The sequence below is a fragment of the Sphingopyxis sp. TUF1 genome, assembly GCF_036687315.1.
GTDB lineage: Bacteria > Pseudomonadota > Alphaproteobacteria > Sphingomonadales > Sphingomonadaceae > Sphingopyxis > Sphingopyxis kveilinensis.
In genome coordinates, this window is sequence record NZ_CP144683.1 from 368,109 (window position 1) to 391,142 (window position 23,034).

Below are 23,034 nucleotides of genomic sequence, written 5' to 3' on the forward strand. Positions count from 1 at the left end.
ATGCTGTCCCGGCGCCGATGCCCCGGGCTGGCTTGGCCTCCTGTGTCCCGCCTGACGCCTGGCGGGCTCGCGGCGCCGCCATGTTATTTCTCGAATACTCCTCGCGCTGGCCCGACGGTCGCGGCGCTAAATGCGTCCGGACGGCCGGTTGCGTGACAGGGAGGTTACAGGGTGGCGGAGGCGGGTCAACCGATATGGTATTAACTTGGTTATATGGAGGTATAGCCAACCGGCATGGGATGCGGCCCGTTATGGCAGGAGTCTGTGCGCCTGATAACTTGGGGCTATAGGAGGCGGGCGCTTTAATATTGGGGACGCCTATGCCGCACCGATAGGCTTTAAGCATTCCTCACCATCACAAGGGGACCCCCGTGATCCAACGCCGCACCTTCCTTCTCGCCTCCGTTGCCACGCTCTTCTTTCCCGCGCAATCCTGGAGCCGGTCGCCGGGCGCAAAGGCACGGACGCGCCGCGTGGTCGAGGGTGCGCGCGCGCCAATCGAAATCGTCGAGGATGAACTCGGTATTCCCCATGTCCGCGCGGCGTCGCTCCACGACGCCTATTTCGGCCAGGGCTATCTCGTCGCGCGCGATCGGCTGTTCCAGATCGACATGGATTATCGGCGCGAAGCAGGCCGGATGGCCGAGGTGTTTGGCTCGCGCTTCGTCGCCGCCGACCGCGCGGCGCGGCTGTTCCACTATCGCGGCGACATCGACGCCGAGCTTGCCGCGCTGCCGCCCGAGGTACTCGAATGCGCGCGCGGATATGTCGCCGGCGTCAACGCCCGCATCGCGGAGCTTGAGGCGGATCCCGATCAGCTCCCGCTCGAATATGGCATCCTTGGCGTTGCACCACTGCGCTGGGACGTGCGAAACCTCGTGCGTCACCGCGGCATCGGAATGGGCGACGCCGACGACGAGGTGCGCCGCGCGCAGCTTCAGGCGCGCGGGCTGATCGAGGCCGAGCGGCTGATGGCGCCGCTGCGCCTCGATTGGGAGTTTACCGTGCCCGAAGGGCTCGACGCGGCGGCGGTGTCCGAAGCCGACCTCGGTGTCCTCTTGCCATCGGCGCGGCCCCTGCCCTTCGATACGTTACAGGAAGCACAGGCGGATCCCGCGCTGCGCAATGAAGACCGTTTTTCGCAAGGGAGCAACGCCTGGACGATCGCGCCGTCACGCAGCGCGACGGGTCGCCCGATCCTTTCGAACGACCCGCACCTCGGCATCGGCGGCGCAAGTCCGCGGCACATGGTCCATATGACGGCGCCCGGGCTCGACGTGATCGGCGCGGGCGCGCCCGGATTGCCCGGAATCATGCAGGGGCATACCGACCGTTTCGCCTTTGGCCGCACGAATTTCCACATTGATCAGACCGACCTGTTCGTTCTCAAGACGCACGAAAGCGACCCCGACCGATATTGGCACCGGGGCGAGTGGAAGGCGTTCGAGCGCCATGAGGAAGAGATACGGGTGAAGGACGCGCCCGCCGAGCGCGTCATTCTGCGCTATGCCGAGGGGCGTCCGATCATTTCGGAAGATCCGGCGCGCCGCCGCGCGGTCGCCTTTGCGACCGTGACGATGCTGCCGGGCGCGAACATGCGGTTCGCGATCATCGCGATCAACCTGTCGAAGGATTGGGAATCGCTCCAGCGCGCGTTCAAGCTGCACGTGTCGCCGACCAACCTCCATTATGCCGACGTCGACGGCAACACCGGCTGGCAGACGATTGGCTTCACCCCGCGCCGTCGGAAACACGACGGACTCTTTCCGGCGCCCGGTGATGGCGACTATGACTGGACCGGGATATTGCCCGTGTCGCAGATGCCGCATGTCTTTAACCCGAGCGAAGGCTGGTTTGCATCGGCGAACCAGCTCAACCTGCCCAAAGACTATCCCTACCGCGACCGCATCATCAGTTTCACCTGGAGCGACCCCTATCGTTATAACCGCATCGCCGAAGTGTTGGGTGCGCAGCCGAAGCACCGGATCGAGGATAGCGTCGCGTTGCTCCACGACGTCCAGTCGCTGCCAGCGCGCGCGCTGCAGGCGATGCTCCCTGCCGCGCCGCCGCCCGGGACGGTCGCCGACGCCGCCGCGATGCTGCGGTCCTGGGACCGCGAGGTGGGCGTCGACAGCGGCGCCGCGTTGCTCTTTGAAATGGTGATGCAGGCGCTTTCGAACGATTTCCGCGAGCGCGTCGTGCCCGCCGGCGCGCGCGACCTCATCCCCACGGTCAACCTGTCGGAGATGCTGCGCATCCTGTCCGACCTCGACGCGCAGCTCGGCCCTGACCCGCGCGCTGCGCGCGATGCGATGATCGCACGCGCGCTCGAGGCCGGATGGAACAAGGCGGTCGAACTCGCCGGGTCCGATCCCAAGGCGTGGAAATGGGGCGACCTCCACCGCGTTACCATCGCACACCCGCTCGCATCCTCGATCCCCGCGATCGCCGCGGCCTTTCCGCCGATCGAGGGTGGACGGTCGGGCGGCGACGGGACGACGCCGATGGCGCGCGGGTATAATTCGCGGCGCGGCTTCAACGTCTCGCACGGCGCGAGTTACCTTTTCGTCGCCGATGTCGGCGCGTGGGACAACAGCCGCTTCCTGCTGCTCCCCGGCCAGTCGGCCGACCCGCGCTCAGCGCGCTATCGCGATTTCTACCCCTACTGGCTCGCCGGCGCGATGCAGCCCCTGTGGTTCAGCCGCGCAGCGGTCGATCGCCACGCCGCCGCACGGTTGACTTTGGCGCCGGCAAAGGGCTGAAGCGCCCGATTACAGCGCGTCGGCGAGCGCGACGAGTGCGCGGTCGACCGCCGCGCTCGCCGCCGCGTCGGTGTCCTCGGGCATGTCGTTGGCGAGGGTCGAGAAAATAAGCGTACGACCGCTTTTGGTGAGCAGATAGCCCGACAGCGCGCGCGATGCGTTGAGCGTTCCAGTCTTGGCGAACAGCCGGCCTTCGAGGCTCGTTCCCTTGAAACGGTTGCGCAGCGTGCCATCGACCCCGGCGATGGGCAGCGTGGCGCGCCACGCATCGCCCCACGGCTGGCGCGCGACCCATGACAGCAAGGTCACCGTCGCCCGCGGGGTGATCCGGTTATAGCTCGACATCCCCGACCCGTCGGCGAGCCCATAGCCTTCGGGCGCCACGCCCGCGGCCGTCATCGTCGCGCGGAGTGCCGCCTGACCGTCGGCAATCGATCCGCTCCCGCCGAGCCGTGCCAGCCGGCGGAGCATCAGGTCGGCGTAGAGGTTCTGGCTGTCCTTGTTGATCAGCCGCACATCGTCCGCGAGCGGCGGCGGCTGCAGCTCCGCCAGCATCGGCACCTCGGGCGCGCGCATGGGCGGCGCATCGCCACGACGCTTGGGGTCGTCGGACGGTAGCAGCGGGCGATGCCGCGCGGTCGCGTCGCCGTCGACCTGCATGCCGCGCTCAATCAGCATGTCGCGCATCCGCCACGCGGTGTAATGCGCGGGATCGTCGATGCCGAACCGCAGCCGGACGGGGGCTGCGTCTGCGCCGACGGTGCCGGTGATCAGGATGGTTCGGCTGCCCGGTGCGCGCTCGGCAACGATGGCCTCTTCCTTGCCCTCGACCGTGGCGACGCGATTGTCGACGGTGAAATAGGGTGAAGCAGCGATGGCGGGAGATGCGCCGACCTTGCCGGGGGTCAGCATCAGCGACCATTCATTGTCGTCGACCGTGAGCGCAGAAATCCCGGTGCCATAGCGCGACTGGATATTGTTCCAGCTCATCCCCGGTCCCCAGCGTTCGTCGGGAAGCCAGCTGTCGTCGCCGACGACATGGCGCACGCGGCGCGTCTTCGTCGTGACCGCGTCGGCGAGCGTGCGAAGACAGTCGACGGTGCAATCCGCTGCGCTGGACATGCGGGCGTCGCCGCGGCCGTAAAGCACCACATCGACCGTGCCATCGGCCACCGGCTCGATCCGCACTCCGGTTCCTTTCGCGGTCCGTTGGAGCTCGGGCAGCACCGCATAGGCCGCCGCAGACGTATAGATTTTGGTGTTCGACGCCGGGATAAAACGCTGATCGGGAGCGATCGCCACCAGCGTCTCGCCCTCCATCGTCGTGACAAGAAAACCGATGCGCGTGCCCTGCGGCGCGTCGGCGAGCGCGCCTTCGACCGCCGCCTGGACGGGAGACCGTTCGGCCGTTGCGCACGGCTGTTCCGCAAGCGCCTGCGCAGGGACCGGGGCAAGGAGGAGCGCCGCCGCCAGTCTATATCGAGCCTGTACCATCGTCATTCCTTTCGTGCGTCCCATGCCGCAATCACCGCATCGCCGGTTGCCGGGCGAAGCTCAAAAATACCGCTGTCGGCGTGCCGCGTCGGATGGACGCGGTTGGTCAGCAGGGTCCAGGCGATGCCACGGTCGAAATCGATCCACAGCCCCGTTCCGGTAAAGCCCGTATGACCGATCGTTTCGGCCGAGCAGGCGCCGCCGCCGGACCAGCCCGGAAACGCGCGTTCCCAGCCGCAGGTGCGATGGCCTTCCTGCGCGCGGCGCGCCTCGTCGAGCATCGCCGCCGACAGGATCGAGCCGTCGAGCATCGCGCGCGCGAAACCGAGCACCCCGTCGACCGTGCCGAACAAGCCCGCATGGCCGGGGGCACCGCCGAGTGCGAAGGCGTTTTCGTCATGTACCTCCCCCTTGAGTACGCGTCCGCGCCAGCTGCACATCTCGGTTGCGACGGCAGGTCCGGGGGGCGGACCGAAACACAAGCCCTCGCCGAGCGGCCAGTCGGCGAGCGATGCGCCCGTCAGCCGCTCGATGGCGATGCCGAGCAGGATGAAGTTAATATCGGAATAGACGGGCGGCCCATGACGCCACTCGCGCTGGAGGACAAAGGCGCGGAGCCGCGCGGGGTCGTCGCCATATGTGTAAATCGGCTCGACCGCAGGGAAAAAGGTTCGATGGACCAGACAGTCGCGGAAGGTCAGCCGTCGCTCGGCGGCGCCCGCCACATCATATTGGCGCAAATCGGGTATTGCGTCGGTGAGCGGGCGGTCAAGGTCGATGCGCCCCGCTTCCGCGAGCTTGAGGATCATCGTCGTCGTCGCGACGACCTTGCTGACCGAGGCGAGATCGAACCAGTGCGCGGGCGTTAGCTGCTCGGGCTCGGGGAGGAGCGCCGCCATGCCGGCAAGCTCGACGGCGACGGCCCCGTCGCGGGTCACGATACCCAGGGCCGCACCCGGAATGCGTCCGCTTTCAACGGCGGCGCGCGCGGGCGCGAACGCATCGCGGCAGACCGACACGATACTCATTCTGCAATGCGTCCCTTGGCGCGTGCGACGAGCGGCAACAGGAAGATCGCCGCAAAGCTAAGCGCGCCCGAGAGCAGGAAAAAGCCGTCATATCCGATCTGCGTCTGCATCGAGCCCGATGCCCCCGCGAGCAGGCGCGGCAAGAGGAAGGCGAAGCCCGACAGAAACGCATATTGCGCTCCCGCGAAACGCGGGCTGACGAGCATGGAGAGATAAACGACGAACACCGCCCCTGCAAAGCCGTTGCCGAACTGGTCGACCGCCACCGAGGTATAGAGGATGAAGGACGAGGGTTCAGTGTGCGCGAGCCAGACATAGATCCAGTTGCCGAGCGCCGCGGCGATGGCGCCGAGCGCCAAAGTCCAAGGCAGCGGCAGCCGCATCGTCAGCCACCCGCCGAGCGCGACCCCGACCATGCTCGACGACAGGGCGACGACGCCGTCGGCAACGCCGATCTGTTCGAGGCTGTATCCCATGTCGTTCCACAGCGGATGCGACAGCGTTAGCGCCAAAACGTCCCCCATGCGATAGAGCGACACGAAGGCCAGAACCGCGAGCACCGCGTAGCCATAGCGCCAGAAAATCTCGACATAAGGCGCGACAAAGGCGTGCATTCTCTCGGGTGCATCGGGCGGCAACCGCCGGATGCGTGGCAGCGCGGCGGCGAGGAGGACAAAGGGCAACAGCGCGACAGCGAGTACGAAAGACGTGACGTTGGTCTTCGCCGAAACCCCCGCGCCCTGCACCGCCGACAACAGCACCCAGCTGACCGCCGTCGTCGCGATTGCGGTCACGATCAGGATGGCAAGGCTGGCCATGATCCCCACCAACAGCGCGCTCCAGCGCCCCTTCGCCCCCTCGGTTTCGGGACGCATCGCCGCGAGAACGGGGAAAGGCGCAAAGGCCGCAACCGCAATCACCAGATAGGCCCAGGTCCAGTCGGCCCACGCCGCGACGAGCACGGCGCCGCTCCCCGCCGCGACCATCGCGCTGCGATAACCCCAAAGGTTCGCCGCGACGATCGGCCCTTGTTCGGCTTGTGTCGGCGCGAGTTCGATGCGCCAGCCGTCGGCGGCGACTTCGAGCGTCGTGGTCCAGAAAGCAAGAAGGATCGCAAAGAGCGCTGTAAGCGGCAAGCTTTCGTCGTTCGACGTCGCCGCCATCGCGACCATCGACAGGAAAATGCCAAGCTGCGACAGCATGATCCAGCTCCGCCGCCGCCCCCAAAATCGCCCGAACCCCGGGATGCTGAAGCGTTCGACAAGCGGCGCCCAGGCAAATTTGAAGGTCGGAAGCAGCGCGATCCAGGCGAAGAAGCCGATGATGACGATATCGACGCCGTGCCGCGAAAGGCGCAGCGTCAACACCGCGTTGAACATGTAAAAGGGTAGCCCGGCTGCAAAGCCGAGCAGCAGATAGAGACCGAGCAGCCGCCACCGCTTCACCTGCGGCGGGTCGGCCAACGCAGCGGTCCCCCCGGCTGCCAACACACTCATGCCCGCGTCTCCCTCGTCGCGACGAAAAGGATCGGGTCGATACGCATCCCGATGAGACGCCCGAACAGTCCGCCCACCATCCTTTGCCGTAATGGAACCGCGAACCAGCGGCGAAGGAGTGCGGTCATCGGCGGTCAGGCTCCGTTCATCCTAAAAATCGCCCCAGAATCCGGGTTGAGGAGGGGTGAGGAGCCCGTTGCTGCCCTGCACGCCCCCCTCGCGATCCTTGGCGAGCCACAAGGGCCCGTCAAGATCGACGAAGTCGGACCCTTCGGCAATTGTCCACGCTGGCGCGATAGACAGCGACGAACTTATCATGCATCCCGTCATTACTCCCAGCCCGCGCGCCCGCGCCGCTTCGGCGAGCGCCAGCGCCGCGGTGCGGCCCCCGGTCTTGTCGAGCTTGATATTGACCACCGAATAGCCGTCAGGAAGCGTCTCAATATCCTCGGCGACATGGATCGACTCATCGGCAGCAATCGGGATCGCTGAGCGATAGCCCGCCAGATCACCGTCGGCGTCGGCAGGCAGCGGCTGTTCGAGCAAATCGACGCGCAGATCGGTCATCAGGCCCTGTAGCGCATCCACTTCGGCGATGGTCCAGCTTTCGTTGGGATCGACGATCAGGCGCGGATTGGGCGCGGCGTTGCGCACGGCACGCAGCGCATCCGCCGGATTTTCGCGGTCGACCTTAACCTTGACCAGCGGCGCATCGGCCAGCAGGGTCGCAGCTTCCGCCATGCGCTCGGGCGTGTCGAGGCTGACCGTCATGGCTGTTGCCACGGGGCGCGCCTGCACAGCCGTGCGGCCCTTCCGAAGTTCAAGATCCCACAGGGCGCAATCGACGGCATTGCGTGCCGCTCCCGCCGGCAGCAGGGACAACAACTCTTGTCGCGTTGCCCCGCGCTGGATTTCATCGCGTACCGCTTCGATCGCAGCGGTGGTGCTCGAAAGGCTCTCGCCATAGCGGGCGTATGGCACACATTCGCCGCGACCGGCGACACCATCGCGAACCATGACGACGCGCAGCACCTCCGCGATCGTCTTCACCCCGCGCGAGATACGAAATGGGGCATTGAGCGGAAAAAGGTCGGTCACGACGACCAGCTCGGCAAGCGTTGCAGCCATTACGCGGGTTGCACAATCGTCGAAGAGGCCCCGGCCGTGGCGAGCAGGCGATCGAGGATCGGCTCCACACCCATGCGATAGGGATCGGTGCAGGGAAGACCGAGGGCTTCTTCGGTACGGGTGCAAAGCTCGAGCGCTTCCGCTTCGGGGAGCGCCGACGTGTTGAGGGCAATCCCGACCGCCTGCACAGCAGGATTGGTCAGCCGCGCGGCTTGCAGATTGGCTTTGAGGCATTCGTCGAGCGCGGGCAGCTGATAATGCGGAAGGCCGCGCATGTGCGGGCGGGTGGGATCGTGGCAGAGCACAAGCGCATCGGGCTGTGCGCCGTGCAGCAGCCCCATCGATACGCCAGCGAACGAGGGGTGAAACAGCGAGCCTTGTCCTTCGATCAGATCCCAGCCGCCGTCGGTGCGCGGCGGCGAGATTTGTTCGATTGCGCCCGAGATGAAATCGGCGACCACCGCGTCGAGCGGCACGCCCGACCCGGCGATGAGAATGCCGGTTTGGCCGGTCGCGCGGAAATCGGCCGCGACTCCACGCTTTTCCAGCGCGCGCGCGAGGCACAACGTCGTGTACATCTTTCCGACCGAACAGTCGGTTCCGACGGTAAGCAGCCGCTTTCCTTCGCGCGGCAGACCGGTGCCGATCGGAATGTCCGGGCGCGGCTTGCGCACGTCGTGGAGCTGGCGGCCCAGCCGCGCCGCCGCTTCGACCAGCCGCGGCTCGTCGTTGAGCCGGTGGTGAAGCCCCGAGGCGATGTCGAAGCCCGCCTCAAGCGCCGCGAGGGCGTCCTCGATCAGGTCTGCGCCCAGCTTGCCTCCCGCGTTCGCAATTCCGAGCACCAGCGTTTTCGCGCCCGCTGCACGCGCCGTCGCGAAATCCATTCGCGGCAGGTTCAGCGTCAAACCGCAATCGTCGTGGCGAAACTCGCCGACGCAAATCTCGGGACGGAATACCGCCAGTCCGCGGGCGGTCTTGATCCCGACATCATCGTTCGAATGGCCGAGGTAGAGAAGATAGGGGGTGGCGATCATATTGTTCAAACCTGCGTGGCGTGGAATGCGAATGTTTATCGCTGCCGCTCGCCCGCCCCAAATATCTTGCGCCGCGCTTCCTATAGCCTCGTTCTATAGTTCCTCGATCACCTGCGAGATCGTCTCGAGAAATTCGGCAGCGGTCTTCGAGGGTGGCCAGTCCTGCAGATAGACGGCGTTGATGTCGAATGCGATGGCAGGCTGTAGCGGACGGGACGCGAGTCCCGGAGGGAGCGCCGCATGCGCGGTGAAATTGTCGACGATCGCCATGCCGACCCCGGCATGGACGAGCGCCGCTGCGACATAATAGGTCCGCGCGGACACGACTTCGTCGAGCGTAACATCGAGCCGGTCGAGTTCGGTCGACAGCATCCTGCCGATCGGCCCGCTTTGCACCGGGCTGATGAACTTGTGCCCGCGCAGTTCGTCGAGCCGGATGCGCGGCGGTGGGTCGGGCAGATCCTGTTCGCGAAAGATCACGACCAGCTCGCCCTCGCCGATTACCTGGTGCGCAACGGGCGCGGCGAGCGGCACTTCATAACTGATCGCTATATCGGTTTCGCGCTCGTACAGTTTGCGCACCATTTCATCATGATGGACGGTTTGCAGATCGAACATCACATCGGAATGACTCGTCATGAAGCGCGCGACCGCTTCCGGTATCGCACCGAGGCCCAGCGACGGCAGCGCCGATATGCGCAGCAGGCCGCCGCGGCCGTGGCGCAGATTCTGGCACGCCTGCCGCAGCGAGCGGACGCGATCCTGAATGTCGGAAACCTCGGCGAACAGGATGCGCGCGTCCTGCGTCGGGATGAGCCGTCCTTTCGAGCGTTCGAACAACGGGAGGCCGATCGAACGTTCGGCGTGGCGGAGCACCTTCGTGACCGAAGGCTGCGATACGTTGAGCGCGCGCGCCGCGGCGCTGACCGTGCCATGCAGGAACACCGCGTGAAAAACCTCAATCTGGCGCAGATTCATGATCTTGTCCCTCGACGGACAGCACGGGATGTCCGCTCGCTGACGCGGGGACTTTGCGGCGACTTTGACCCACTATGCCAGCGGGTTATAGGTGACGCAACAACCCTCTCTGGACGGAGCGCGGCTCTTTGCCGACAACTTCGCCCCTAACGGACCGCCGCGTGCCTCTGCGGTGCAGGTCCGCAGCTAAGGATGCCGCCGATGTCCCTGCTTTCCGCCTCCACTGGCTTTCGTCGCGCCACCGCGTTCACCGTTATCGCGCTCATGCTCTCCGCCTGCGCAACCACCGCCCCGGCCGAGGCTGAGGTGGACGTGCTGATCCGCGGCGGGACGATCTATGATGGCGGTGATGGAAAGCCTTTCGTCGGCGATGTCGCCATCCGCGGCGACACCATTGTTCAGGTCGGCGATTTGCGCCGCCTTTCCGCAGCGCGCGTGGTCGATGCGCAAGGAATGATCGTCGCGCCCGGATTTATTGACCCGCACACGCACGCCGACGGATTCCTTCGATCGTCCGACCCGGCGCAGCGCGTCAATCCGGCATGGCTCAATCAGGCGGTGACAACGGTCGTCATCGGCGTCGACGGGTCGGGCACCCCCGATGTCGCGAGCGACGCGCGCCGGATCGAAACCTCGGGCGTCGGCACGAATTTCGTCTCGCTCATCGGCTTTGGCGCGGTGCGCCAGCGCGTGCTCGGACAAGCCGCGCGCGCGCCTGAACCTGCCGAACTCGCCGCCATGCAAAAGCTTGTCGCGCGCGGCATGTGCGAAGGCGCCGCTGGCTTTTCGACAGGCCTTTTCTACGCGCCCCAAAGCTTCGCGACAACCGACGAGGTTGTTGCGGTCGCGCGCGAAGCCGCTGTGCGCGGGGGGCTTTACGACACGCACCAGCGCGATGAATCGAGCTATACGATCGGCCTTCTCGGATCGGTGCGCGAAGCGATCGCCATCGGCCGCGCGGCCGGTATGCCCGTCCATTTTGCGCATCTGAAGGCGCTGGGGGTTGACGTTCATGGACAGGCGGGTGCCGTGATCGCCGAAATCGACGCCGCGCGCCGTGCCGGAATGCAGGTCACCGCCGATCAATATCCGTGGCTCGCCTCGGGGTCGGGCCTCGACGCGGCGCTGCTGCCGCGCTGGGCGCTTGACGGCGGTGCGCCCGCACTCCTCGCCCGCCTCGACGATGCTGCCACCCGCGCACAGATTCGCGACGAAATGGCAGAAAATCTGCGGCGGCGCGGCGGCGCGGCGTCGCTGCTACTCATTGCGCAGGGCTTTCCGTGGACCGGACAGACGCTCGCGGCGGTGGCCGAAGGATGGGGGGTCGATCCCCGCGATGCTGCGCTGCGCATCATCCGCCACGGCCTCGACGCCACCAATGGAAAGCAAAGGGGGCGCGGAGCCGCGGTCGCATCGTTCAATATGGCGCAAGCCGACGTCGATCTTCTGATGCAGCAGCCGTGGATGGTCACCTCGTCGGACGGATCGGACGGCCACCCGCGCATGTACGCAAGCTTTCCCGAAAAATATCAGCGCTATGTGCGCGAACGCAAGGTTGTGAGTCTCGCCACCTTCATTCGCCAGTCCACCGGCCGCACGGCCGACATCTACCGCCTCGACCGGCGCGGCTATCTGCGGCCCGGCTATTTCGCCGACGTCGCGGTGCTCGATCCCGACGGCTTCGCGCCGCGCGCCGACTATATAAACCCGCGCGAACTCAGCGTCGGGGTGCGCAAATTATATGTCAACGGCGCCCTTGCGGTCGACGACAGCCGGGCCACCGGCGCCACTGCCGGCCGCGCGCTGCTGCGTCCCACCCCCGCCGCGGGCTGCCCGGCAGGAGACTGATCGCTTCAGCGCAGCCCGCGGCCTGCTTGACCTGCGGAGCAGGGGCTTGGGCATCGCCCGCTCCTTGCGCCGCGGAATCGCGGCAGTACAATCCCGCGTCCCCCTTCACACGAAAGATCATCCATGACCGAGATTATCGCGCCGCGAAGCGGCACGGCCTTCCCCCTGCTCCGCGGCGAAACGCTGCGCGTGATCGATCCCGAGGGTGGACAGGTCAGCGACATGCTTGCCTTTATGCGCGGCGACGTTCGCGAGGTCGTCTCGAACGGGCGGACGTTCGATTATGAAGAGACCATCCGCCTTACCGCCGGCAACCGATTGTGGTCGAATCGATCCAATCCGATGCTGAAAATTGTCGAGGACTGCGTGGGCACACACGATTTCCTGCTGACTCCGTGCAGCGAAGCGACCTTTCGTCATTTCTACAAGGACAAGCCCGTGCATCGTGGTTGTTTCGGCAATCTGGCCGAAGCGCTGGCGCCCTATGGTATTGCGTCAGACGATATTCCTGTGGCGTTCAATATTTTCATGAACGTCCCGGTGGATGAAGTTGGCAAGGTCAAGGTCCTGCCGCCGCCGACCGCACCGGGGGATTTCATCCGATTCCGTGCGCTTGACGATCTCATTATAGGGCTCACCGCCTGTTCGGCCTATGATAGTTGCGGCGGGACATTCAAACCGATCCACTATGCAATCGAACGCTAGCCGCAGTTCGCGCAGCCGACGGCCGTAGCTTTCGCATCCTTTCGCCGGCGCAAACGTTGGACAGGCTCTCCAACCGAGAGGACCGCACTTGAAAATTCCAACCTGTCTGGCCGGGGCACTCCTGCTCGCCGGATGTAACGCTTCACCCGATAAGGATACAGACGAGACGCGCGTCGAAACGCAGGCGGCCGATGATAGTCTGATATTCGCCAACGCCGGGCCGGAACAGCGTCCTTTCGCCGAAACCCCCATTTTGCGCGCACAGGTTCTGCTCGATCACCTCGGCTTTTCGCCGGGCGTCATCGACGGCAAGGAAGGCGCGTCCTACGCCTCGGCGCTGCGCGGCTTTCAGCAGGCCAATGAGCTTCCCGACACGGGCAAGCTCGATGCCGCGACCGAACGGGCGTTACAGCGATGGCGAAAGGTACCTGCAACGCGGGTCGTCGTCATTCCGGCCGGGTTCGCCAAAGGTCCCTTCGTCCCCGCCTTTCCCAAGGACGCGGCTGCGCAGGCCAAGTTACCTGCGCTCGGCTATCGTAACCTGACCGAGGCGCTGGCCGAGCGGTTCCACACGACGCCCGAAACGCTCGTCGCGCTGAACGGCGCGTCGGCGCTGGTCGGCGCAGGGCGGCCGTTCCGTGTGCCCAATATCGCCAATATCGACCGATCGACGCTGGGTGAGGATGCACGCGGCTGGAACGCGACACTCGAACGCCTTGGCGTTGCGCCCGATCAACCAGCCGCTGCGAAGGTCGTGGTCGATAAATCCGAAGGCGTGCTGAAAGTGTTTGGTGCCGGCGAAAAGCTCATCGCCCAATTCCCTGCGACAATGGGAAGCAGTCACGACCCCCTGCCCATTGGCACATGGAAAATTCAAGGGGTCAGCCGCAACCCCGAATTTCACTATAATCCCAAGCTTTTCTGGGATGTCGGCGACAACAAGGAAGCGGTCCTGCTCCAGCCGGGGCCGAACAGTCCCGTCGGCGTCGCGTGGATCGACATCAACAAGCCGCATTACGGGATTCACGGCACCAGCGAACCGCACACGATCGGACGCGCCGAAAGCCACGGATGTGTCCGATTGACCAATTGGGACGCGGCTCGGCTGGCGCAGATGGTAAAACCCGGCACTCCTGCCATTTTCCAGAACTGACCGCGCGCGGCATTCGGCCGTGCGGTACAGGTGCCAGGCGATGATCCGGACCTTGCACTGGCGGCGGTTTAGTTCGCCTTGGCACCCAACAATTCGGCAAGCATCTTGTCTCCCCTTCCGTCGGGTGCGAACGCGCCGGTGCGGCCCACAAACGGACAGATCCACTCGGCCCCTACCGCACGGCCCGAATATTGCCGCGCTTCGGAAATGCTGCCGTGCCGCGCAAGCATCGGGTTGGCGTCGCCCGCCAGCGCCACGTCACGCGCTATGATCTTGCTGCGCATCTTGTCATAGACGCCGCTTTCCCGCAGTCGTTCGAACTGGTCGTGCAGGTTGAAGATCAGCGCCGGTCGTTCGAAGCGCCGCGCCGGTCGACTGGCCTGCGGGTGAAGGCCGACAACAAAAAACGCCTCACCACCAAAGCTCAGAGAGAAATGCGGATCGTCGGGCTCCGCGCTGACACGCGGATCGGCAGGCTGACCGTGAAAATCATCTTTGTCGGTCAGCGACTGCAGACGCGCCCACATCCATTGCTCAAACGCCTCTTCGTCAAGATCATTGTCGGTTTCGAACAATACCGCGAGCGAGTGGAACAGCGTGGGTTTGCGGGCATAGCTGGAGGCGAGGTCAAGTAGATTGGGATATATGCGCAGATCGTCCCATGCCGAACACATGTCGCGACCGACTACAATCCGCATCTGACCTTTCGCCAAGGCGGACTTGGCGCCGACGCACGGAAAGTCGGGATTGGCGACGAAGGCACGGAAGCGCTGGGCCAAGGGGTGACGGGAGTCATCGACGGGATAAAACATGGCTCACCAACCGTCGGCAGCGCCGCTGGTTGCGCCCGATTAACCTGGGTTACATCGATTTGTCCGTGTTGCCGAATATCTTCATATTCGGTCGGCGGCCGCCCCCCCAGCAACCGGAACGGACATAGTGCGTTACGATTGGGTGACATCCCCCATTCTCTTCCGCCGCGTTGCTCGCGGCGTCCATTCCAAGCGCTCGACCAACAGGACCTTGTAGTTGGAACTGCTCGATCCCGACCTGCTATGGCCGATTGTCGGCGCGATTGTGGCCAGCGCCATTATCGGCGCGGAACGCGAATACCGCGCGAGTCCGGCCGGGTTGCGCACTCATATTCTCGTAAGCCTGTCCTGCTGCCTGCTGATGCTGTCGGCGGTGCACCAGATGGAATGGCTCAACGACGCCCCCGTCGAGGTGGTGCGCATCGATCCCGTACGCATGGCCCATGGTATCCTGACCGGGATCGGCTTTCTGTGCGGCGGGGTCATCTTTCGGGAAGGCTTCAACGTTCGCGGGCTCACCACGGCCGCTTCGCTTTGGACGACGGCGACCTTGGGCATATTGTTCGGTATTGGATTTTACGAGCTGGCGATCTTTGCCGCGACGGCGACGGTGCTCGTCCTGGCCGCCGTCACGATCACCGACAGGCGCGCGCCGCAGCAGCGTATCGTGCATCTGAAGGCCCGCTATCGCCGGTCGAAGGCCATCGGGCTTAGCGACTTCGGCACACTTCTGTCCGACCACAAGCTCCCATCGATCACCATCGACCAGTCGATGCACGACGATGTCCTGGAATATGGCGCCATCGCCCAAGGCTACAGCGAAGACCGTGCCGAAAAGCTCGCTGCCAGCCTCGCGGCCGATCCCAACATCACCGGTTTCGAAATTCGTCCCCAACAGGCTTGACCTTGGACGAACAATGCCCTGCGTTGAGCCAGCGATGTGCAATGCCGATCCCTGCATCGCCTATGCGCTTATAGCTGGCTTTCCCCGGATCCGGTCGAATTGCGATGCGACGTGACGCGCATAGGGGCGAGCGCAATCAGGAATGACAAGATGCTCGTCTTCCCAGCGGATTAGGCCCCGGTCTTCAAACTTGGCGGTCGCACTCTGCGCCGCCGCCTTCATCGCTGCGCCGATCCGCGCCCGCCCGCTGCAAAGCAAGTCACGAATAATCGCGCCGCGTTCGCATTCGTTCGCATCGATTATTGCCCCGCGCGCCGCAGCCAGGCGTCCGCCGCCGATGAGATCGCGATAAGGACCCGCGCGTTTCTCGTTCTGAACGATCAGGTCGGGGAATTTGCTGATCGCGCTGGCTCCGAAGCCGAGCAGGATGGGCGCGTTATCGTCGGTGAAGCCCTGGAAGTTCCGGTTCACCTGCCCCTGCTTCGCCGCGATCGCCAGCGGATCGTCGGGCAGCGCAAAATGATCGAAGCCGACGGGAATATAGCCCGCCCGCGTCAGGCGTTCGAAGCCCAGCGCTGCCTGTTCGAAGCGCAGCTTGTGATCGGGCAGATCGCGGGCGTCGATCCGCCGCTGGCGCGGAATCATCGCGGGCAGATGCGCATAGCCGAACAGCGCGACGCGGCTGGGCGCGAGGCGCATCGTTTCGTCGAGCGTTGTTTCGAGATCGGCGAGGCTCTGACCGGGCAGGCCGTACATCAGGTCGAAATTGATCGCGTCGATGCCTCGCAGGCGCAAACTGGCCACCGCATTTTCAATGTCGGTGAGCGGCTGGATGCGCCCGATCGCCTTCTGGATTTGCGGCGAAAAGGTCTGCACCCCGAGGCTGACGCGCTTGACCGACGAAGCCGCGAGGACGCGCGCCCAATCGGCGGAAAAACCGCGCGGGTCGATCTCGATCGAAATTTCGGGATCACTGACGTCAAAGACGGTAAGGATGCGGTCGAGCAGGCGCACGAAGTCGATCGGCGCGATCGCGTTGGGGCTGCCGCCGCCGAAAGCGATGCGCTGAACCCGCGCACGGCCGCCAACGCGCCGCGCGACCATGGCAATTTCGGACCGCAGCGCCGTCAGATAGTCGGCCAAGCGCTGCGTGCGATTGGCTGCGCCGGTATTGCATCCGCAATACCAGCAAATCTGCTCGCAGAACGGAATATGGACATAAAGCGAGACCGGGGTCGCCGACGCGATCCGGTCGAGTGCCGCCGCATAATCCTCGGCGCCGACATGGTCGCCGAATTCGACCGCGGTGGGGTAGCTGGTGTAGCGCGGCACGGGCGTCGCCAGCAGGTCGGGGTGATAGCTCCACATGGGTCGGGATTAAGCGGCGGCTGGCGCCTCCGCATTGACGCAGATCAAGGCCGCGATCAGCAGCAGGCTTTCCGGGTGCCCGGCGTTTTGCCGCGGCGTTCGGTCATGGCATGGCACGCCTTCGCGCACGCGCCGCCGCCGCGATCGTCGGGTCCGCCCGGCACGATCAGCATGTGGCGGCCGCCGCCGCAATCGGGAACGATCATGACGCGGGCATCGACCGCCAGCGGAGCCAGCGCGAGGGCCGCAACCGCGGCAAGCGACGCAGAGATCCGGCTGGTCACGGCGCCCTCTCCTCTTCATCCTCGACAAAGATGCGCAGCGCGGCGCCGTCGAGATCGTCGAACTGCCCGCGGCGAAGCGACCAGAAAAAAGCCGCAAGGCCGAGCAGGCCCAGCCCCAGCGCAATCGGGATCAGAAACACCAGCCCGTTCACCGCGCCGCCCTTTTCAGCCGCATCGCGTTGCCGACGACGATCAGCGACGAACCCGACATCGCGAGCGCCGCGACGAGCGGCGTTACATAGCCCATGAAGGCGAGCGGAACGGCGATGATATTATAGCCTATCGCCAGCGCGAAATTCTGTCGGACGATCGCCTGCGTCCGTCGCGCCATGCGAAGCGCCTGCACCACGGGCATCAGGCGGTCGCCCAGAAAAATGCAGTCGGCGGCGTTCTTGCCGGCGTCGCTCGCCGAGCCCGGCGCCATCGACGCATGGCCCGCCGCAAGCGCCGGGCCGTCGTTCAGCCCGTCGCCGATCATCAGCACCTTGCGCCCCAGCGCCGCCTGCCGCGCAATCGCCGCGAGCTTGTCCTGCGGGCTCATCCCGGTCTGCGCGGTCAGGCCCAGCGTTCGCGCGACCGGCGCAGCGGCCTCGGCGCGGTCGCCCGACAGGATCATCGTATCGAGCCCTTCAGCCCGCAGCGCGTCGATCGCGCTGCGGGCATCGGGACGAAGCTGGTCGGCGAAGTGGACCGTCGCTACCTTTTCTCCGTCGATGGAAAGCTGAGTGGCGAGCGCGCTGTCCCCAAGGTCCCGGTCGGGGCGGCCGAGCGCCACGGCGCGACCCCTCCAGCTCGCCTCGACGCCAAAGCCCAGAATTTCACGCACATTCGCCACCGGTTCGGGCTTAATGTCGCGCGCAGCCAGGTCGCGGCGCAATGCTTCGCTCAAAGGGTGGCGGCTGACCTGCGCCAGCGCCAACATCAGGGCCTTCGTCTGATGATCGAGCTCGTCGATGTCGAGCGCGACGGGACGGCCGAGCGTGAGCGTGCCGGTCTTGTCGACCAAGGCCGTATCGACTTCGGCCAGCCGTTCGAGCGCCGATCCGTCCTTGATGAGCACCCCGGTGCGCATCAACTCGCCCGCCGCCACGATCTGCGCCGCGGGAACCGCGAGGCCGAGTGCGCACGGACAGGTGATGATGAGCACCGCGACCGCGATCAGCAGGCTGTGATGCCACCCCGCGCCCGCGATCATCCACCCGGCAAAGGCGATGAGCGCGAGCGCATGGACCGCGGGCGCATAGAGGCGCGCCGCGCGGTCGGCGATGCGCACATAGCGCGACTTGCCCTGCGCCGCTTCGCCCATCAACCGGGCGATGTCGGCGATGGCGGTATCGGCGCCCGCGGCCGTCACCCGGACCCGGATCGGCGCATCGAGGTTGAGCGTTCCGGCATGGACGCGGTCTTCGACATGCGCCGCGACCGGCGCGCTTTCCCCGGTCAGCAGCGACAGGTCGCACCGGCTTTCGCCCGCCACGACCACCCCGTCGGCGGCGAGACGCTCGCCCGCGGCGACGAGCATGACCATGCCCGGATCGAGCGCCGTCGCATCGACCCACCGGCTGCCCCCGTCCGCGCCCACCACCATCGCCCCCGTGCCCATGTTGCGCAGCAACGCGGTCACGCCGCCGCGCGCCCGGTCGCGCATCACGCTGTCGAGCCAGCGCCCGCAGAGCAGGAAAAAGAGCAGCATGACCGCGCCGTCGAAATAGGCGTGCGGGCCGTGCGTCGCGGTCTCAAAGAGACTGAGCGCGCTCGCGAGCAGCACGCCGATGCTGATCGGCACGTCCATATTCGTCTGGCGATGCCGAAGCGCGCGCCACGCCGAGCGAAAGAAGGGCCGGCCTGCATAAGCGATCGTCGGCAGCGCGATCATCGCCGACAACCAGTGGAACAGGTCGCGCGTCGCCCCCGCCGCACCCGACCATACCGACACCGACAGCAGCATGATATTCATCATCGCAAAGCCCGCGACGGCCACGGCGCGCAGCAGCTCGCGGGTGTCGGCCGCGCCGGGATCGGCCTCGCCCGGTGCGTTGCCCACCGGATGCGCCTCGAACCCCAGCGATGCGAAGGCGCCGACGAGGTCGGGCATATCGGCTTCGGGCAGGCACGACAGGTGGACGCGCTTTTCGGTGAAATTGACGCGCGCCGCAGCGATGCGGCGGTCGCGGACCAGACCCTGCTCAAGCTTGGCAATGCATCCGGCGCAGCGAATGTCGGGGACCGCGAAGTCGCGTTCGATGAGGGCGGCAGCGGTCATTGGAGGTCGATCCGGTAACGCGCCTCGTCGGTCCCCTTGGCAATGATGATGTCGAGCCGCTGGCGCCCCTCCGCCAGCGGCTCGACCGAGCGCCACGCACCTTCCTCTGTCGCCACGAAACGAAGCGCGAGAGGGGCGGAGCGCCCGAGCGGATGGCTGGCCGTTGCGCCGACGCTGAGGCCTGCGAGCGGCGCGCCATCCTTGCGAATGTCGATGCGAACGCGCCGGTCGCGGTCGAGCGTGACCGCTGGCGTCCAGCCCAGCCGGTCTTGCGCCGCTGCGCGCGCGAGCAACTTGTTATACTGCTGGCTCGCGACATAGCTGTTTTCGACGACCTTGCCGCCAAAGGTCGCCATGGCGAGCCGCGCCATCGTGAAATTGACCGCGACGACAGTGGCAAAAAAGGCCACAAGAATGGCCGTCATGTGCCAGCCGGTGAAAGCCTTGCGCGCCCGTTTTTCGGTCATTGTCCTGCCTCCGGCCGGTCGAACTGGATGATGTCGCTGTCGCCGCGCGGATCGCCGTCGAGGCCGCGCGTCGCGATGGTGAAGTCCTGCCGCGCCGGGCCGTCGCCGGGCGCTGCGACGAACAATTTGACGCGGGTCACACTATCCGGCGCGAGCGCGATCTCGACACGCCGGCCGGCGGTTTCGCGCGATCCGCTTTCGGTCCATACCGCCGCGCCTGCCAATCCATCGACCGTGACGGAGACGCGGCGCGGGCGCGTTTCCATATTGCGCAGCTTCAGCGTGTAATTGTTGCGCACATGCCCGTCGGACAGCTGGACATAGAGCGGGCTGCGCTCGTGCTGGACCGCAAGGTCGAGCCGCGTCCGCTGGCCCAGCGAAAACAGCATCGCGGCCCCGATCGCGCTCCATATGCCGAAATAAATCAGCGTGCGTGGGCGCAGCAGCGTTTTCATCACCGGCTTGCCGACCCCGCCCGCCTTTTCGGTCGCGGCATCGTCGAGCGTGCAATAATCGATCAGCCCGCGCGGGCGCCCGACCTGTTTCATCACGCCGTCGCAGGCGTCGATGCACAAGGCGCAGGTGATGCAGCCGATCTGCGGACCTTCGCGAATATCGATGCCCGTTGGACAGACGGCGACGCATTGATTGCAGTCGATGCAGTCGCCGAACGCACCCGGATGCGCCTCGGCCTTCTTGACGCTGCCCCGCGGTTCGCCGCGCCAGTCCTTGTACGTCACGAGCAGCGATTTTTCGTCCATCATTGCGGTCTGGATGCGCGGCCAGGGACACATATAGATGCACACCTGTTCGCGCATGAAACCGCCGAGGACGAAGGTCGTCGCCGTCAGCACCGCGACGGTGGCATAGGCGATCGGCGCCGCCTGCCCCGTCCAGAAATCGGCGGTCAGCGTCGGCGCGTCGGCGAAATACATGATCCACGCGCCGCCGGTCCAGAAAGCGATCGTCAGATAGATCAGATATTTGATCGCCCGCTTTGAAATTTTTTCGAAAGTCCACGGACCATTGGCTAGGCGGACCTGCGCATTCCTGTCGCCATCGACCAGCCGGTCGACATGCTGGAACAGATCGGTCCACACCGTCTGCGGACAGGCATAGCCGCACCAGGCACGGCCGACCGCGCTGGTAACGAGGAACAGGCCGATGCCCGCCATGATGAGCAGGCCCGCGACATAATAAAATTCATGCGGCCAGATCTCGATCTGGAACATGTAGAAGCGCCGGTTCGCGAGGTCGACGAGCACCGCCTGATCGGGTGCATAGGGTCCGCGGTCCCAACGGATCCACGGCGTGCCGTAATAGATCGCCAGCGTGATCCCCATGATCGCCCATTTGAAGCGGCGAAACGGACCATCGACCTTTTTGGGGTAAACGCCCTTTCGCTTTTCATACAGCGGTGCGGCGGGACCGGTCAGGTCGTCAGGGCTGGCCATCGGCTCCCTGCCCTTCGGATATTGGCGCGGGCGCCGGTGCTTTCTCGCCGCCGCCCAGCGAATAGACATAGGTCGCGAGCATCTTGACCGTCACCGGGTCGAGCCGGTGGCCCCAGCGCGGCATCACGCCGTTGCGCGGCTGCACGATCGTCGCGGTCAGGCTGCCGCGATCGCCGCCATAGAGCCAGACGGCGTCGGTCAGTTTCGGCGCGCCGACGGTGCGGTTCCCTGCGCCCGTGGCACCGTGGCAGACCGCGCAATTGGCCTGAAACAGCGCCTCGCCGCGAGCCGCAGCCGCGCTCGGTTTTTCCTGCCCGCTGATCACGCGAACATGGCTGACGACGTCGGCGATCTGCGCGGCGTCAAGGATGCCGTCGCGTCCGAAGGCGGGCATCTGGCTGACGCGCGTGGCCTTATGGTCGGGGTTCCGGATGCCGTGCGCGATCGTATATTCGATGCTCGCAAGATCGCCGCCCCACAGCCAGTCGTCATCGGTCAGGCTGGGATAGAGCTTCTTCACCCCCGCGCCGCCCGCGCCGTGGCACTGGACGCAATGGACCCGAAACGCCGCGGCGCCGCCCTGCACCGCCGCCTGCATCAGTTCGGGCTTGGCAGGAAGATCGGTCAGTGGCGTCGCCGCAATGGCGTTGGTGATAGGCGCGCGGCGTTCCGCGTGCGCCTGCATTGCCTGCTCCAGCTCGCCGCGGCTGCTCCACCCCAGCACGCCTTGCGTGGCGCTGTTGAGCATCGGCCAGGCAGGGTAGAGGACGACATAGCCGGCCGCCCAGACGATGCTGGCGTAGAAGGTCCACAGCCACCAGCGCGGCATCGGCGTGTCGAGTTCCTCGATCCCGTCCCATTCATGCCCAACCGTGCTCGTGCCCGTGGCTTCGTCGATGCGTTTCCCATCGGCGGAAGCCGGGCTATTCTTCGCTTCAGCCATGCTCGTCGTCCTTGAAGATCATCGTTGCAGCCTCTTCGTTGCGGTGGCGCGCCCCCTTGCCGAACGGCCAGGCGACGAGGCCCAGAAACAGGATCGTCATTGCGAGCAACCCCCAGCTGTCGGCGAAATGGCGCAGATCGTTGTAGGTCACCGCTTTGGCTCCTGCGGCGCGGCGCCCTGTTCCTGCGGCGCGGCTTTTTCGACGTCGACGAGTGTGCCGAGCATCTGGAGATAGGCGATCAGCGCATCCATTTCGGACAGGCGATCGGGATTGCCGTCGAAATCGCGCACCTGCGCCTTGGGATAGCGTTTTTGCAGATCGATGCCCGCCGCCGGATCGACCTGAGCCTTCACATCCTCATTCGCCGCGGCGATCGCTTCCTTGCTGTACGGCACGCCGACGCGCGACAGCGCGGTCAGATCGTTGCGCATATCGCCGACATAAAGGTCGCGTTCGGCGAGGAACGCGTAAGGCGGCATGATCGACTCCGGCACGACGCTGCGCGGGTCGATCAGATGCGCCTTGTGCCATTCATCCGAATAGCGACCCCCGACGCGCGCCAGGTCGGGGCCGGTGCGCTTTGATCCCCATTGGAACGGATGATCGTACATGCTCTCGGCCGCAAGGCTGTAATGGCCATAGCGTTCGACCTCGTCGCGAAACGGGCGGATCATCTGGCTGTGGCAGGTATAGCAGCCCTCGCGCATATAGATGTTGCGGCCCGCGAGCTCGAGCGGGGTATAGGGGCGCATCCCGTCGACCTTTTCGATCGTGTTGTCGATCCAGAACAGCGGCGCGATTTCGACGATGCCGCCGATGGTGACGGCGATCAGCGAGAAGACGCCGAGCAGCGTCACATTGCGCTCCAGCTTCTTGTGGCTCAGGCGCTTTTCGGTGGGGTGGGTGGCCATT

Annotated in this window: 22 protein-coding genes; 5 read left to right on the forward strand and 17 right to left on the reverse strand. The window is 65.5% G+C overall.

From position 1 onward, the window contains the following. Positions 1 to 371 precede the first annotated feature (371 nt). On the forward strand, positions 372 to 2,762 hold the full coding sequence (locus VSX77_RS01755; RefSeq protein ID WP_338425959.1) for a penicillin acylase family protein: 2,391 nt from the start codon (positions 372 to 374) through the stop codon (positions 2,760 to 2,762). Between the two features lie 9 nt (positions 2,763 to 2,771). Here the strand turns inward: VSX77_RS01755 and dacB are convergent, their stop codons facing one another. The 7 genes from dacB to VSX77_RS01790 all read right to left on the reverse strand — a co-directional run bounded on the left by dacB (position 2,772) and on the right by VSX77_RS01790 (position 9,920). Next, on the reverse strand, positions 2,772 to 4,256 hold the full coding sequence (dacB, locus tag VSX77_RS01760; protein WP_338425960.1) for a D-alanyl-D-alanine carboxypeptidase/D-alanyl-D-alanine endopeptidase: 1,485 nt from the start codon (positions 4,254 to 4,256) through the stop codon (positions 2,772 to 2,774). 2 nt (positions 4,257 to 4,258) lie between these two features. Continuing rightward, positions 4,259 to 5,284 carry a serine hydrolase domain-containing protein gene (locus VSX77_RS01765; protein ID WP_338425961.1) on the reverse strand — a complete coding sequence of 342 codons (1,026 nt, stop codon included), beginning with the start codon at positions 5,282 to 5,284 and terminating at the stop codon, positions 4,259 to 4,261. Further along, a complete protein-coding gene (locus tag VSX77_RS01770; RefSeq protein ID WP_338425962.1) occupies positions 5,281 to 6,780 on the reverse strand; it encodes a permease in 1,500 nt (499 codons plus the stop codon). Before VSX77_RS01770 ends, VSX77_RS01765 begins: the two co-directional genes overlap by 4 nt. Further along, positions 6,777 to 6,908, reverse strand: coding sequence for a hypothetical protein (locus tag VSX77_RS01775; protein ID WP_338425963.1), 132 nt, complete (start codon positions 6,906 to 6,908; stop codon positions 6,777 to 6,779). The genes VSX77_RS01770 and VSX77_RS01775 overlap by 4 nt, the downstream gene beginning before the upstream one ends. A gap of 22 nt (positions 6,909 to 6,930) precedes the next feature. Next, the gene (dgcA, locus tag VSX77_RS01780; RefSeq protein ID WP_338425964.1) at positions 6,931 to 7,908 is read right to left on the reverse strand and encodes an N-acetyl-D-Glu racemase DgcA; all 978 of its coding nucleotides are present in this window, start codon (positions 7,906 to 7,908) and stop codon (positions 6,931 to 6,933) included. Further along, positions 7,908 to 8,942 carry an N-acetyltransferase DgcN gene (gene dgcN, locus VSX77_RS01785; RefSeq protein WP_338425965.1) on the reverse strand — a complete coding sequence of 345 codons (1,035 nt, stop codon included), beginning with the start codon at positions 8,940 to 8,942 and terminating at the stop codon, positions 7,908 to 7,910. Before dgcN ends, dgcA begins: the two co-directional genes overlap by 1 nt. A 93-nt stretch (positions 8,943 to 9,035) precedes the next feature. Further along, entirely contained in the window at positions 9,036 to 9,920 is an 885-nt protein-coding gene (locus tag VSX77_RS01790; protein ID WP_338425966.1) for a LysR family transcriptional regulator, read from the reverse strand. Between the two features lie 201 nt (positions 9,921 to 10,121). Here VSX77_RS01790 and VSX77_RS01795 point away from each other — a divergent pair, with 201 nt between their 5' ends. The 3 genes from VSX77_RS01795 (at position 10,122) to VSX77_RS01805 (ending at position 13,626) form a co-directional block, all read left to right on the forward strand. Next, positions 10,122 to 11,768 carry an N-acyl-D-amino-acid deacylase family protein gene (locus VSX77_RS01795; protein WP_422397264.1) on the forward strand — a complete coding sequence of 549 codons (1,647 nt, stop codon included), beginning with the start codon at positions 10,122 to 10,124 and terminating at the stop codon, positions 11,766 to 11,768. Positions 11,769 to 11,891: 123 nt separating this feature from the next. Further along, positions 11,892 to 12,473, forward strand: coding sequence for an urea carboxylase-associated family protein (locus VSX77_RS01800; RefSeq protein ID WP_338425967.1), 582 nt, complete (start codon positions 11,892 to 11,894; stop codon positions 12,471 to 12,473). Positions 12,474 to 12,561: 88 nt separating this feature from the next. Then, positions 12,562 to 13,626: a L,D-transpeptidase family protein gene (locus VSX77_RS01805; protein WP_338425968.1), complete on the forward strand. Its 1,065-nt coding sequence runs from the start codon at positions 12,562 to 12,564 to the stop codon at positions 13,624 to 13,626. A gap of 68 nt (positions 13,627 to 13,694) precedes the next feature. Here VSX77_RS01805 and gntA read toward each other — a convergent pair whose 3' ends face one another. Next, positions 13,695 to 14,438 (reverse strand): guanitoxin biosynthesis heme-dependent pre-guanitoxin N-hydroxylase GntA, encoded by a 744-nt coding sequence (gntA, locus tag VSX77_RS01810; protein WP_338425969.1) that lies wholly within the window; start codon positions 14,436 to 14,438, stop codon positions 13,695 to 13,697. Between the two features lie 217 nt (positions 14,439 to 14,655). On the opposite strand from gntA, the gene VSX77_RS01815 reads away from it, so the two are divergent. After that, positions 14,656 to 15,342, forward strand: a complete 687-nt coding sequence (locus tag VSX77_RS01815) for an MgtC/SapB family protein (protein WP_338425970.1) — start codon at positions 14,656 to 14,658, stop codon at positions 15,340 to 15,342. A 60-nt stretch (positions 15,343 to 15,402) separates the two neighbouring features. Here VSX77_RS01815 and hemN read toward each other — a convergent pair whose 3' ends face one another. From hemN to ccoO, 9 genes are read right to left on the reverse strand one after another with little or no spacing between them, the layout of a single operon-like run. Continuing rightward, a complete protein-coding gene (gene hemN / locus VSX77_RS01820) occupies positions 15,403 to 16,710 on the reverse strand; it encodes an oxygen-independent coproporphyrinogen III oxidase (RefSeq protein WP_338425971.1) in 1,308 nt (435 codons plus the stop codon). 56 nt (positions 16,711 to 16,766) lie between these two features. Continuing rightward, positions 16,767 to 16,994, reverse strand: coding sequence for a hypothetical protein (locus tag VSX77_RS01825; RefSeq protein ID WP_338425972.1), 228 nt, complete (start codon positions 16,992 to 16,994; stop codon positions 16,767 to 16,769). After that, positions 16,991 to 17,146: a cbb3-type cytochrome oxidase assembly protein CcoS gene (gene ccoS / locus VSX77_RS01830; RefSeq protein WP_338425973.1), complete on the reverse strand. Its 156-nt coding sequence runs from the start codon at positions 17,144 to 17,146 to the stop codon at positions 16,991 to 16,993. The genes VSX77_RS01825 and ccoS overlap by 4 nt, the downstream gene beginning before the upstream one ends. Continuing rightward, complete coding sequence (locus tag VSX77_RS01835; protein ID WP_338425974.1) at positions 17,143 to 19,257, reverse strand: heavy metal translocating P-type ATPase; 2,115 nt, start codon at positions 19,255 to 19,257, stop codon at positions 17,143 to 17,145. The genes ccoS and VSX77_RS01835 overlap by 4 nt, the downstream gene beginning before the upstream one ends. Further along, positions 19,254 to 19,724 (reverse strand): FixH family protein, encoded by a 471-nt coding sequence (locus VSX77_RS01840; RefSeq protein ID WP_338425975.1) that lies wholly within the window; start codon positions 19,722 to 19,724, stop codon positions 19,254 to 19,256. Before VSX77_RS01840 ends, VSX77_RS01835 begins: the two co-directional genes overlap by 4 nt. After that, positions 19,721 to 21,178 (reverse strand): cytochrome c oxidase accessory protein CcoG, encoded by a 1,458-nt coding sequence (ccoG, locus tag VSX77_RS01845; protein ID WP_338425976.1) that lies wholly within the window; start codon positions 21,176 to 21,178, stop codon positions 19,721 to 19,723. Before ccoG ends, VSX77_RS01840 begins: the two co-directional genes overlap by 4 nt. After that, the gene (ccoP, locus tag VSX77_RS01850) at positions 21,165 to 22,121 is read right to left on the reverse strand and encodes a cytochrome-c oxidase, cbb3-type subunit III (protein ID WP_338425977.1); all 957 of its coding nucleotides are present in this window, start codon (positions 22,119 to 22,121) and stop codon (positions 21,165 to 21,167) included. Before ccoP ends, ccoG begins: the two co-directional genes overlap by 14 nt. Next, entirely contained in the window at positions 22,114 to 22,272 is a 159-nt protein-coding gene (locus VSX77_RS01855; RefSeq protein WP_338425978.1) for a cbb3-type cytochrome oxidase subunit 3, read from the reverse strand. The genes ccoP and VSX77_RS01855 overlap by 8 nt, the downstream gene beginning before the upstream one ends. After that, positions 22,269 to 23,033, reverse strand: coding sequence for a cytochrome-c oxidase, cbb3-type subunit II (ccoO, locus tag VSX77_RS01860; protein ID WP_338425979.1), 765 nt, complete (start codon positions 23,031 to 23,033; stop codon positions 22,269 to 22,271). The genes VSX77_RS01855 and ccoO overlap by 4 nt, the downstream gene beginning before the upstream one ends. Position 23,034: the final 1 nt, after the last annotated feature.